We start from the raw sequence: 12101 nt of genomic DNA, 5'->3' as shown, positions 1-12101 counted from the left end.
CCGTCCTAGACTCGCCAGGACCCGCTCCTTCGCCTCCGGAGACTCATCGTGGCCCTGATCGTGCAGAAGTACGGCGGTTCCTCCGTCGCGGACGCCGCCAGCATCAAGCGCGTCGCGAAGCGGGTCGCCGAGGCCAAGCGCGCGGGCAACGACGTCGTCGTGGTCGTCTCCGCCATGGGCGACACCACCGACGAGCTCATCGACCTCGCGCAGCAGGTCACGCCGCTGCCCCCGCAGCGCGAGATGGACATCCTGCTGACGGCCGGTGAGCGCATCTCGATGGCGCTGCTGGCCATGGCGATCCACAACCTGGGCGTCGACGCGAAGTCGTTCACCGGGCAGCAGGCCGGTGTCATCACCGACGAGTCGTACGGCAAGGCCCGCATCATCGACGTCTCACCGAGCCGGATCGCGACGACCGTCGCCGAGGGGTCGGTCGCGATCGTCGCCGGGTTCCAGGGGGTCAACCCCTCGACCAACGACGTGACGACGCTGGGCCGTGGCGGTTCGGACACCACGGCCGTCGCCCTGGCTGCCGCGCTGAAGGCCGACGTCTGCGAGATCTACACCGATGTCGACGGCGTGTTCACCGCCGACCCGCGCATCGTGCCGGCCGCCCGCAAGATCGACCGCATCAGCTACGACGAGATGCTCGAGATGGCCGCGTCGGGCGCCAAGGTACTGGTGCTGCGCTGCGTCGAGTACGCCCGGCGTTACCACGTGCCGGTGCACGTGCGCTCCTCGTTCTCGTCCCACCCGGGCACGCTGGTCACCGACGTGCCCGCACCCGCGTCCGCCACAGCAGGTCCCGCCACAGATCCCGCCACCGCCGAGGGAGCCACCATGGAGCAGCCGATCATCGCCGGCGTCGCGCACGACCGCAGCGAGGCCAAGATCACCGTGGTCGGCGTGCCCGACGTGCCGGGCAAGGCCGCCCGCATCTTCGAGGTCGTCGCCTCGGCGGGCGTCAACATCGACATGATCGTGCAGAACGTGTCGGTCGCGGCCACGGGCCTGACGGACATCTCGTTCACGCTGCCCGCCACGGACGGGGCGGCCGCCACGGCCAAGCTCACCGAGCACCAGCCGGAGATCGGCTTCGCGTCGCTGCAGTACGACGACACGATCGGCAAGCTCTCGCTCATCGGTGCCGGCATGAAGTCGCACCCCGGTGTCTCGGCGCGGCTGTTCGCGGCGCTGTCGGAGGCCGGCATCAACATCGAGATGATCTCGACCTCGGAGATCCGTATCTCCGTGGTCACGCGGGCGGACTCCCTCGACGAGGCGGTCCGCGCGGTGCACACCGCGTTCGAGCTGGACTCCGAGTCGGACGAGGCCGTCGTGTACGGCGGGACCGGAAGGTGATGGGCATGGCGCTCCAGGACAACGCAGCAGGGCTGCACGTCGCGGTGGTCGGCGCGACCGGTCAGGTCGGTGCGGTCATGCGCCGCCTGCTCGACGAGCGCGACTTCCCGGTGGCGAGCATCCGCTACTTCGCCTCGGCACGTTCGGCCGGTCGCACGTTGCCGTGGCGCGGCACGGACGTCGTGGTCGAGGACGTCGAGACGGCCGACCTGTCCGGCATCGACGTGGCGCTCTTCTCGGCGGGCGGCGGCACCAGCAAGGTGCACGCGCCCCGGTTCGCCGCCGCCGGTGCGCTGGTGGTCGACAACTCCTCGGCGTGGCGCCTGGACCCCGACGTGCCGCTGATCGTGTCCGAGGTGAACCCGGGTGCGCTGGCCGAGGCCCGCAAGGGCATCGTCGCGAACCCGAACTGCACGACCATGGCCGCGATGCCCGTGCTCAAGGTGCTGCACGACGAGGCGGGCCTGCGCCGGCTGACCGTGACGACCTTCCAGGCGGTCTCCGGCTCGGGTCTGGCCGGGGCCACCGAGCTCGACTCGCAGGTCCGTGCGGCCGTCGAGCAGGACACGCTCGCGCTCGTGCACGACGGTGGCGCGGTGACGTTCCCGGAGCCGGTCAAGTACGTCGCGCCGATCGCGTTCGACGTGATCCCCCTGGCCGGTTCGATCGTCGAGGACGGCTCGCGGGAGACCGACGAGGAGCAGAAGCTGCGCAACGAGTCGCGCAAGATCCTCGACATCCCGCAGCTGCTGGTCGCCGGCACCTGCGTGCGCGTGCCGGTGTTCACGGGTCACTCGCTGTCGATCAACGCCGAGTTCGACCGGCCGCTGTCGGTCGAACGGGCCACCGAGCTGCTGGCCGACGCCCCCGGTGTGCAGCTGGAGGACGTGCCGACGCCGCTGAAGGCGGCGGGTGTCGACCCGTCGCTGGTCGGCCGCATCCGGCAGGACCAGTCGGTCGCCGACGGCCGTGGCCTGGTGCTGTTCGTCAGCAACGACAACCTGCGCAAGGGTGCCGCGCTGAACGCGGTGCAGATCGCCGAGCTGGTGGCCGCCGGTCGGTTGCCCGCAGGCAGCGAGCACTGACGACCCGGGGTCGGCCGCCGAGCAGGCGGTCGGCCCCGGACGTCGTCGGCGTCAGTCGCGCGGGTCGATCGGCAGGTTCTGGTCGAACACGTGCTCGGGGTCGACCGCCCGCTTGAGCGCACGCAGCCGGGCCAGGGTCGCCGGCGGGTACGCCTCGAGCAGGCGCGCGGGCCGGGGGTCGGTCTCGAAGGGCGCGTAGAGCCCGTCCATGTGCGGGTGGGCCAGCTCGTCCCAGGCGTCGTCCAGGCCCTGACGTTCGGGCAGGTCGCCGAACGCCGCGACGGCGAACAGCTGGTGGCGGTGCCCGTACGCCGTGGCGTCGGCCGGCACGTCGTTGATGGCGCCGCCGACGGCGCGCAGCTGGATGACGCTCGCCTCGCCGCCGCGCAGCAGCGAGCCGAGGTCGGCGGCGGCCATGGAGCTGAGCCGGGGGAGCAGGCCGGAGCGGCTGGTCGGCGGGGCGTCGCCGACGTGGTGCTCGGTGACGGGCCCCACGATCCCCGCGTACGGGGTGAGCTGCGCGCGGTGGTCGAGCATCGGCCCGGCACCGAGCAGGGGTTCGAACGCGGCCACGGCGGCCTGGGTGTCGTCGCCCGCCCACACGGTGGTGGTCTGCGCGAGGGGGCCGCGCCCGCGGCGCCCGGCCGACAGGTGCAGGAAGCTCGTCACCTCGCGGGGTGCTTCTTCGACGAACTGACCCCACCGGGCGATCAGGTTGGTGGTGTCGGTGGCGTCGAACGCCATGGTGGCCAGCACCACCTCGGGCAGCTCGAACGCGAGCATCTCGACCCAGGTGACGATGCCGAGGTTCCCCCCGGCGCCGCGCAGCCCCCAGAACAGCTCGGGTTCGTGCTCGGCGTCGACCTGGTGCACGGTGCCGTCGGCGAGCACGATCTCGGCGGCCACCACGTGGTCGATCGTCATGCCGTGCCGGCGGGACAGCAGGCCGATGCCCCCGGACGTGGCCAGGCCGCCGACCCCGACACCGCCGTGGTCGACCGCGGTGACGGCCCAGCTGCGCGGGGCGAGGGCGGCGGACACCTCGCCCCAGGTGGCGCCGGCGCCGACACGGATGCGGCGGGTGGCCTCGTCGACGATCTCGATGCGGTCGAGCGCGCCGACGTCGAGCACGACGCCGCCGTGGTTGGTGGAGCGTCCGGAGATGCCGTGCCCGGCGGAGCGGACGGCCAGGGGGCCGCGCTGGTCGCGGGCGTACTCCAGGGCGGCGACGACGCCGTCGACGTCGCGGGGGAGCAGCACGATCCCGGGCCGGCCGCGACGCATGTACGTGGAGCGCACGTCGTCGTAGCGTCGGTCGCCCGGTTCGACGGCGTCGAGCCCGGGGGGCACGGCGTCGTAGTCGATGCCTTCGGTGCGCAGGGCGAGGGCGGCGGCGGGGCGTGCAGGCCCGGGACCGGTGCCGGCGGAGGCGCGGGCGGCGGCGACCTGGTCGCGCACGGACGGGGCGACGTGCTCGGCGAACGTGCGGATGGCCTGCGGGTCGTCGGTGGCCAGCACGAACGTGCCGGTGCCGTGCTCGAGTGCGAGCCGGACGAGCTCGTCGACCCACTGCGAGACGGGTCCGACCAGGCCCCCCTCGGAGGCAGCGGTGAACTGCCCGCCGATGTTCAGCAGGCGCCGGATCTCGCGGGGGTCGCGTCCGGCGTCGCGGGCGGCGGCGTCGATGGTGTCGTTGCCGGTGGCGAGGTCGCCGGGCTGCAGACGGCCGAGGGTGGGCAGCCAGCCGTCGGCCTGGCGTCCGACGAGGCGGAGCATGCGCGGCTTGTACGCGCCGACCCAGATGCCGACGTGGTGCGCGGGGGCGGGTCCGCGCTTGGCTCCGTGCACGTGGTGGTGCTCGCCGCCGGCCCGTAGCGGGGTGCGGTCGCGGGGGTCCCACAGGCCGCGGATGACGTCGATGGCCTCGCTGAGGGCGTCGACGGCCTGCCCGGGGGTGAGTCGGGTGCCGCCCATGGCCTCGATGGCGTCCCAGAATGCCCCGGCGCCGAGCCCGAGCTCGGCGCGGCCGCCGGACAGCAGGTCCAGGCTGGCCACGGCCCGGGCGAGCACGGCCGGTGGGCGCAGGGGGAGGTTGGCCACGTTGGCGGCGACGTGCACGCGCGAGGTGCGGGCGGCGACCCAGCTGAGCAGGGTCCAGGTGTCGAGGAACGCGGGCTGGTACGGGTGGTCCTGGAACGTGACGAGGTCGAGCCCGACGTCCTCGGTGTGCACGGCGAGGGCGACCGCGGCGTGCGGGTCGGCATTCTGCGGGGTGAGGAACGTGCCGAACGTGAGCTCGTGTCCGTAGTCCGCCATGCGTGCCGCCGCCCTCTCGAGATGTCGTCGGCGCCAAGACTATGACGGTCGCCTGTTGCGCCAGGGGTGGCCCTGTGGTTCATTAGTCGAGTAACGAACCAATGAACCGCGACGAGCCGACCGGCCGCCGTCGCGCCACCCGGAGGAGGCTGCCCGTGTTCGACGGCCGCGACCCCCTCTACCTGCAGATCGCCGACCAGATCCGCGAGGACGTCCTGCGCGGAGCGCTCGCTGCCGAGGAGCAGGTCATGTCGACCACCCAGTACGCCACGACGTTCCGGATCAACCCCGCGACGGCCGCCAAGGCGTTCGCCGAGCTCGTCGACGAGGGCGTGCTCTACAAGCGCCGCGGCATCGGCATGTTCGTCGCCCCCGGCGCCCGCGACCGCCTGCTCGCCGCCCGCCGCGAGGCGTTCCTCACCGAGGTCGTCGACCCCGTGCTCGACCAGGCCCGCGTGCTCGGCATCGCCGTCGAGGACGTCGTGGCCCACCTGCGCAGCCGCGCCACCGACATCCCGACCACGGCAGGAGACGCCCCATGACAGGGTTCCACCTGACGGCCCGCGGGCTCACCGTGCGCTACGGCAGCACGACCGCCCTGCAGGACGTCGACCTCGACATCCGCGCCGGCACGCTCACCGGGCTGCTCGGACGCAACGGGTCCGGCAAGACCACGCTGCTGTCGGTCGCCGCCGCGTTCCGCCGCCCCAGCGGCGGGCAGGTGCTGGTCGACGGCGAGGACCCGTGGGAGAACGAGCGGATCGCCCCGCACGTGCACCTGGTGCGCGAGTCGGGCGACGTGCTCGTGTCCGAGCGGCTCAGCGCCACGATCAGCATGGTCGCCGACGCCCGCCCCGACTTCTCCCACGAGCTGGCCGGCACGCTGCTGGACCGGTTCGAGCTCGACGTGCGCCGGCGCCCCGACAAGCTCTCCCGCGGCAAGCGCTCCGCGTTCGGCATCGTGCTCGGGCTGGCCAGCCGCGCCCGCCTGACCCTGCTCGACGAGGTGCACCTCGGCCTGGACGCCCCCTCCCGGTACGCGTTCTACGACGCGCTGGTCGCCGACTACGTCGAGCACCCCCGCACCATCGTCCTGTCCAGCCACCTCATCTCCGAGATCGACCGGCTGCTGGAGGACGTGGTCGTGCTCGACCACGGGCGGGTGCTGCTCAGCGAGGACGCCGAGCGGCTGCGCAGCCACGGGCTGTCCGTCACCGGCCCGGTCGACGCCGTCGAGGCGTTCGTCGTCGGTCGCACCGTGCTGGGCCGCCAGCGGCTCGGCGGTACCGCGCAGGTCACGCTGCTGGGCGCGCTCGACGAGACCGAGACCCGCGCGGCGACGGCGGCAGGGCTCGAGCTCGGGCCGGTACCGCTGCAGGACCTGTTCGTGCATCTCACCGCCGACGGCGCCCCGGCGCTGCCCGCAGCCCAGGAGGCCCGGCCATGACCGCGCTCACCGCACCGACCGGGCCCGTCGCCCGCACCGCCCGACCGGGCGGCCCCTCGATCCGCACCGCCCGCCGCCTGCTGGCCGCACAGCTGTCCGTCGGCCGCTGGTTCTGGGCGATCCTGTTCGCGGCTGTCGTCGTGCTCGGCGTCGTGCTGCACCGGTACGCCGAGCCCGACGCGTCGGTCCTCGCCCAGGCGCGGCAGGCCGGGATCTGGTTCCCGTTCTCGATGCACATCGTGCTGGCGACCAGCCACCTGGCCCCGCACCTGGCCGCCGGGATGACACGCCGCACGTACGTGCGCGGGGCGATCGCCTGCGCGGTGGCCGTCGGTGCGCTCTACGCCATGCTGATGACGGTGGGTCTGCTCGTCGAGCGATGGTGGTACCTGGCGAACGGCTGGACGTGGCGCATGCAGGTGCTGGGGGTCGAGACCGAGCAGGTGCGTGCCGGCCTGGTCTTCCTCGACCACACGTTGACGTTCGTGCTGGCCACCCTGTGCGGCCTGCTGGTCGGCGCCGTCTACCAGGCGCGCGGTGGGTGGTGGGGCACGTTGATGCTGCCGTTCACGGTCGGGCCGATCCTGCTCACCGGGGGTCTGCTCACCGTCGAGACGCTCCCCACGGCCGCCGACGTGGTGGGTGGCACACCCGGTGCGATCGCGATCGTCGTCCTGCTCGCGGTGATCGTCGCATTCGCCTTCGCGGCCGTCGCCCGGCGCACCGCCGTCTCCCGGCCGTCCGCCTGACGTCGGGCGATCCTCGGCTCGTCCGTCGCACGTCCGTCCGGTTCCATCGTCCGAGCTCAGGGGGTCGTCATGAGCGCACCAGTCATCCAGGTCGAGCACCTGCACAAGCGGTACGGCAGCACCGTCGCGGTCGACGACGTCAGCCTCGAGGTCCAGGAGGGCGAGATCTTCGGGATCCTCGGCCGCAACGGCGCGGGCAAGACGACGACCGTCGAGATCGTCGGCGGCCTGCGCACGCAGGACTCCGGCACGGTGCGGGTGCTGGGACTCGACCCGCACCACGACGCGGCGCACCTGCGTCAACGGGTGGGTCTGCAGCTGCAGGAGTCGGCGATGCCGGCCCGGCTGCGCCCCCGCGAGGCCCTCGAGCTGTACGCGTCGTTCTACGACGACCCCGCCGACCCCGTCGAGCTGCTCGACGCGCTGGGGCTGGCCGACCGGGCCGAGGCGCCGTTCGACAAGCTGTCGGGCGGGCAGAAGCAGCGGCTGTCCGTGGCGCTCGCACTGGTGGGCAACCCCACGGTGGCGATCCTCGACGAGCTGACCACCGGTCTGGACCCGCACGCGCGCCGTGAGACGTGGGGCGTGATCGAGCGCATCCGTGAGCGGGGCGTCACGATCGTGCTGGTCACGCACCTGATGGAGGAGGCCGAGCGGCTGTGCGACCGGCTGGCGCTCATCGACGCCGGGCGTGTCGTGGTCACCGGCACGCCGGACGAGGTCGTGGCGCGCGCCTCGGGCGCGGAGGTCCTGCGACTCAGGCCGTCCAGGCTGCTGGTCCCCGACGAGCTCGCGGCGCTCGGTGCGCTGCCGACCGTCTCCCAGGTCCTGCCTGGCGACGGTCACGTCGAGGTGCACGGCGCCGGGACCGTCGTGCAGGACACGCTGGTCGCGCTCGACCGGGTCGGGGTCCGTGCGCTCGACGTCCGGCTCGAGCGGGCCTCGCTGGAGGACGCGTTCGTCGCGCTCACGGGGCGTGGCACCGAACCGGACGACGCCCCCGCCACTGCCCCCGCCACGGCCCCCGCCGCTGCGACCGCCGAGGAGGTCCGCTGATGTCCACCACCCACCCGATGCCTGCGCTGGCCCGGCTCACCCTGACCGAGGGGCGGCTGTTCCTGCGCGATGCCGGCACGTTGTTCTTCGCGCTGTTCTTCCCGGCCCTGCTGCTGCTGGTGCTGGGCCTGGTGATGCCGTGGGCGGACGAGCCGTTCAGCACCACCGACCCCGACCTGGCGGGCATCACGTGGATCACCGGGTTCACGCCCACGATGCTCGTGCTGGCCATCGCCACGGTCTCGTTCACCACGTTCCCGACCCTGGTGGCCACCTACCGGCAGCGCGGGGTGCTGCGGCGGATGTCCACCACCCCGGTGCCGCCGTGGAAGCTGCTGGTCGCGCAGGTGGTGGTGAACCTCGTGGCGCTGCTGCTCGCGGTGGCGCTGGCGCTCGGGCTGGCGGTCGTGGTGCTGGGCGTGCGGCTGCCCATGCGACCGGGGGTGTTCGTCCTGGCGTTCCTGCTGGCGGCGCTGTCGACCTTCGCGGTCGGGTCCGTCATCGCGGCGGTGGCGCCGACGGCCAGTGCGGCGACGGGCTTCGGCATGACGGCGTACTTCGTGTCGTTGCTGCTCGGCGGGGTGTGGGTGCCGCTGCAGGTGATGCCGGCGGGTCTGCGGCAGGTCGCCGAGCTGTCGCCGGTGGGCGCCGGCGCGCAGGCGCTGTCCGCGGCCTGGTTCGACGAACCGTTCCCGACGACGTCGATGGTCGTCATGGCGGTGTGGGTGCTGGTGGGGGTGCCGCTGGCGGCCAAGCTCTTCCGCTGGACGTGATCGGGGGGCCGATCCCAGGTGGGCACGCTCCCACCGGGTGAGCGTCTGAAGCGTTTCGCCCCATGGACGCCCGCGGCGGCGGACCCTGATCGTGGGCCGGTCCGGACCCGGCTCACAGCCCTCGCACAGGCGCGGGGGCGGGCCGGGGCAGCAGAAAGGTCCGCCACATGTCCGCATCCACCCGACGGCGATCGGCCTGGGTGGCGTTCGCCGCCCTCGGTGCCTCGTCGATCCTGGCCGTCGCGGGGCTCACGCCCGCCACGGCCGCGACCCGGTCCGGCCCTGCCGCGACCTCGCCGCTCACCGCCACGTCCGCAGCCCTGCCCGCCGCCGCTCCCGCCGCCGTCGTCGGGACCGACGGGGAGTACACGCAGCGCTTCCTGACCATGTACGAGAAGATCAAGGACCCCGCGAACGGCTACTTCAGCGCGCAGGGCATCCCGTACCACTCGGTCGAGACCCTCATCGTCGAGGCCCCCGACTACGGCCACGAGACCACGTCCGAGGCGTACTCGTACTGGCTGTGGCTCGAGGCGCTGTACGGACAGGTCACCGGTGACTGGGCCCCGCTCAACCACGCGTGGGCCACGCTCGAGGCGTACATGATCCCGACGTCGGCCGACCAGCCGACCAACTCGTTCTACAACGCGAGCAGCCCGGCCACGTACGCCGCCGAGTACAACCACCCGAGCAGCTACCCGTCGCAGCTCAACTCCGGCGTCCGCTCCGGGCAGGACCCCATCGCCGGCGAGCTCAAGGCGACCTACGGCACCAGCGACGTGTACGGCATGCACTGGTTGGCCGACGTCGACAACGTGTACGGCTTCGGCGCCACCGCCGGTGCCGGCTGCGAGCTCGGCCCCACGGCCACCGGCTCGTCGTACATCAACACGTTCCAGCGCGGCCCGCAGGAGTCGGTGTGGGAGACGGTGCCGCAGCCGTCCTGCGAGGAGTTCAAGTACGGCGGCAGGAACGGCTTCCTCGACCTGTTCACCGGCGACTCCTCGTACGCCAAGCAGTGGAAGTACACCAACGCGCCCGACGCCGACGCCCGCGCCGTCGAGGCCGTCTACTGGGCCAAGCAGTGGGCCGCCGCGCAGGGCAAGTCCGCCGACGTGGCTGCGACGGTCGACAAGGCCTCGAAGATGGGCGACTACCTGCGGTACGCGCTGTTCGACAAGTACTTCAAGACCATCGGCTGCACGTCGCCGTCGTGCGCGGCGGGCACCGGCAAGACCAGCGCGCACTACCTGCTGTCCTGGTACTACGCGTGGGGCGGCGCGACGGACACCAACGCCGGGTGGGCGTGGCGCATCGGCTCGTCGCACGCGCACTTCGGCTACCAGAACCCGCTCGCCGCGTGGGTGCTGTCGACCGACGCGGACCTGATCCCCGCCTCGACCACCGCGCAGAGCGACTGGTCGACGTCGATGCAGCGCCAGCTGGAGTTCTACCAGTGGCTGCAGTCGCCGCAGGGCGGTATCGCCGGTGGTGCCACGAACAGCTGGGACGGCGCGTACGCGACGCCGCCGGCCGGCACCCCCACGTTCTACGGCATGGGCTACACGGTCGCGCCCGTGTACAACGACCCGCCGTCGAACCAGTGGTTCGGCATGCAGGCGTGGGGCATGCAGCGTGTCGCCGAGCTGTACTACGCGTCGGGCAACGCTCAGGCCAAGGCGATCCTCGACAAGTGGGTGCCGTGGGTGCTGGCCAACACCACCGTCACCGCGACGTCGTGGCAGATTCCCTCGGAGCTGACCTGGACCGGCAAGCCCGACACGTGGAACAAGGCCAACCCCGGCTCGAACTCGGGGCTGTCGGTGGCGGTCAAGAGCTACGGCCAGGACGTCGGCGTCGCCGGCGACCTGTCCCGCACGCTGCTGTTCTACGCCGCCAAGTCCGGTGACACGGCGGCGCAGGCCAAGGCCAAGGCCCTGCTCGACGCCGTGTGGGCGCAGAACCAGGACCCGCTGGGCGTGTCCGCCGTCGAGATCCGCACCGACTACCAGCGGTTCGACGACACGTACGTCGCCGGCGGCGACGGGGTCTACATCCCCGCCGGGTGGACCGGCACGATGCCCAACGGCGACGCCATCAAGCCCGGCGTGAGCTTCCAGGACATCCGGTCGTTCTACAAGGCCGACCCCGCCTACTCGAAGGTGCAGGCCTACCTGGACGGCGGCGCCGCACCCACGTTCCGGTACCACCGGTTCTGGGCGCAGACGGCGATCGCGGGCGCCATGGCCGACTACGACCGCCTGTTCGGGACCTCGACACCCGACACCAGTGCGCCGAGCGTGCCCACCGGTCTCGCCGCGGGCACCGTCACCTCGACGACCGTCCCGCTCACCTGGACGGCGTCCACCGACGACCGGGCCGTCGTCGGGTACGACGTGTTCCGCGACGGCACCCTCGCCGGGTCGGCCACGGGCACCACGTTCACGGCCACCGGCCTCACCCCGGCGACGGCCTACGCGTTCACCGTGCGGGCCAAGGACGCCGCGGGGAACACCTCCGCCCAGTCCGCACCCGTGACGGCCACGACCGCCGCCGCACCCGTCGACACCACCGCGCCGACGGTGCCCACCGGCCTGGCCACGACGAACGTCACCCAGACGTCCGTCGCGCTGACCTGGTCGGCGTCGACCGACACCGGATCGGGTGTGGCCGGCTACCGGGTGTACCGCGACGGCACGCTCGTCGGCTCGCCGACCGGCACCTCGTTCACCGACTCGGGCCTCACGGCCGCGACCGCGTACTCGTACACGGTCATCGCCCGTGACGTGGCCGGGAACGTGTCCGCGGCGTCCGCGCCGCTCGCCGTGACCACCGCGCCGGTGACCCCCGTGGGCACCTGCTCGGTGCGGTACACGACGAACGACTGGAGCACCGGCTTCACCGGCTCCGTGCGGATCACCAACACCGGCACCAGCCCGATCACCGGCTGGACCCTGCGGTTCGCCTTCACCAGCGGGCAGCAGGTCCAGCAGGGCTGGAGCGCCGCGTGGTCGCAGACCGGCACGGCCGTGACGGCCACGAACCTCGGATGGAACGGCACGCTCGCCCCCGGGGCCAGCACCGACATCGGGTTCAACGGCTCGCACACGGGCACCAACCCGAAGCCGACGGCCTTCACGGTCAACGGCAGCGCCTGCACCACCGCCTGACCAGATGCAGCAAGGCCCGGCCCCTCAGGAGGGACCGGGCCTTGCTGTCACTGTCGGGGTGGCGGTGTGTGGTTTCAGCACATCGGCGACAGCATGTCTCAGGACATCGGCGACAGTTGTCCGGGATGCTCGCTCATGTC

The 12101-nt window shown here is 72.6% G+C and carries 9 protein-coding genes; 8 read left to right on the top strand and 1 reads right to left on the bottom strand.

The window, feature by feature from the left end; all coding sequences use genetic code 11:
- Nucleotides 1–48: 48 nt before the first annotated feature.
- Complete coding sequence (locus tag ACTHAM_RS15040; RefSeq protein WP_440688884.1) at nucleotides 49–1365, top strand: aspartate kinase; 1317 nt, start codon at nucleotides 49–51, stop codon at nucleotides 1363–1365.
- 5 nt (nucleotides 1366–1370) lie between these two features.
- On the top strand, nucleotides 1371–2450 hold the full coding sequence (locus ACTHAM_RS15035; RefSeq protein WP_440688882.1) for an aspartate-semialdehyde dehydrogenase: 1080 nt from the start codon (nucleotides 1371–1373) through the stop codon (nucleotides 2448–2450).
- Between the two features lie 51 nt (nucleotides 2451–2501).
- Here ACTHAM_RS15035 and ACTHAM_RS15030 read toward each other — a convergent pair whose 3' ends face one another.
- Nucleotides 2502–4766 carry an LLM class flavin-dependent oxidoreductase gene (locus ACTHAM_RS15030; protein ID WP_440688880.1) on the bottom strand — a complete coding sequence of 755 codons (2265 nt, stop codon included), beginning with the start codon at nucleotides 4764–4766 and terminating at the stop codon, nucleotides 2502–2504.
- Between the two features lie 155 nt (nucleotides 4767–4921).
- Between ACTHAM_RS15030 and ACTHAM_RS15025 the strand changes: the two genes are divergently transcribed.
- The 6 genes from ACTHAM_RS15025 (at nucleotide 4922) to ACTHAM_RS15000 (ending at nucleotide 11961) form a co-directional block, all read left to right on the top strand.
- Nucleotides 4922–5308, top strand: coding sequence for a GntR family transcriptional regulator (locus tag ACTHAM_RS15025; protein WP_440688878.1), 387 nt, complete (start codon nucleotides 4922–4924; stop codon nucleotides 5306–5308).
- The gene (locus ACTHAM_RS15020) at nucleotides 5305–6213 is read left to right on the top strand and encodes an ATP-binding cassette domain-containing protein (protein ID WP_440688876.1); all 909 of its coding nucleotides are present in this window, start codon (nucleotides 5305–5307) and stop codon (nucleotides 6211–6213) included. Before ACTHAM_RS15025 ends, ACTHAM_RS15020 begins: the two co-directional genes overlap by 4 nt.
- Nucleotides 6210–6962 (top strand): hypothetical protein, encoded by a 753-nt coding sequence (locus ACTHAM_RS15015; RefSeq protein ID WP_440688874.1) that lies wholly within the window; start codon nucleotides 6210–6212, stop codon nucleotides 6960–6962. Before ACTHAM_RS15020 ends, ACTHAM_RS15015 begins: the two co-directional genes overlap by 4 nt.
- 69 nt (nucleotides 6963–7031) lie before the next feature.
- Nucleotides 7032–8018, top strand: coding sequence for an ABC transporter ATP-binding protein (locus tag ACTHAM_RS15010; RefSeq protein WP_440688872.1), 987 nt, complete (start codon nucleotides 7032–7034; stop codon nucleotides 8016–8018).
- Nucleotides 8018–8791: an ABC transporter permease gene (locus tag ACTHAM_RS15005; protein WP_440688870.1), complete on the top strand. Its 774-nt coding sequence runs from the start codon at nucleotides 8018–8020 to the stop codon at nucleotides 8789–8791. The genes ACTHAM_RS15010 and ACTHAM_RS15005 overlap by 1 nt, the downstream gene beginning before the upstream one ends.
- 167 nt (nucleotides 8792–8958) lie before the next feature.
- Entirely contained in the window at nucleotides 8959–11961 is a 3003-nt protein-coding gene (locus ACTHAM_RS15000) for a glycoside hydrolase family 48 protein (RefSeq protein ID WP_440688868.1), read from the top strand.
- Nucleotides 11962–12101 lie beyond the last annotated feature (140 nt).

It is taken from the genome of Cellulomonas soli, assembly GCF_052036975.1.
Classification (GTDB): Bacteria; Actinomycetota; Actinomycetes; order Actinomycetales; family Cellulomonadaceae; genus Cellulomonas; species Cellulomonas soli_A.
This window is presented reverse-complemented; position numbering and strand designations above follow the sequence as displayed.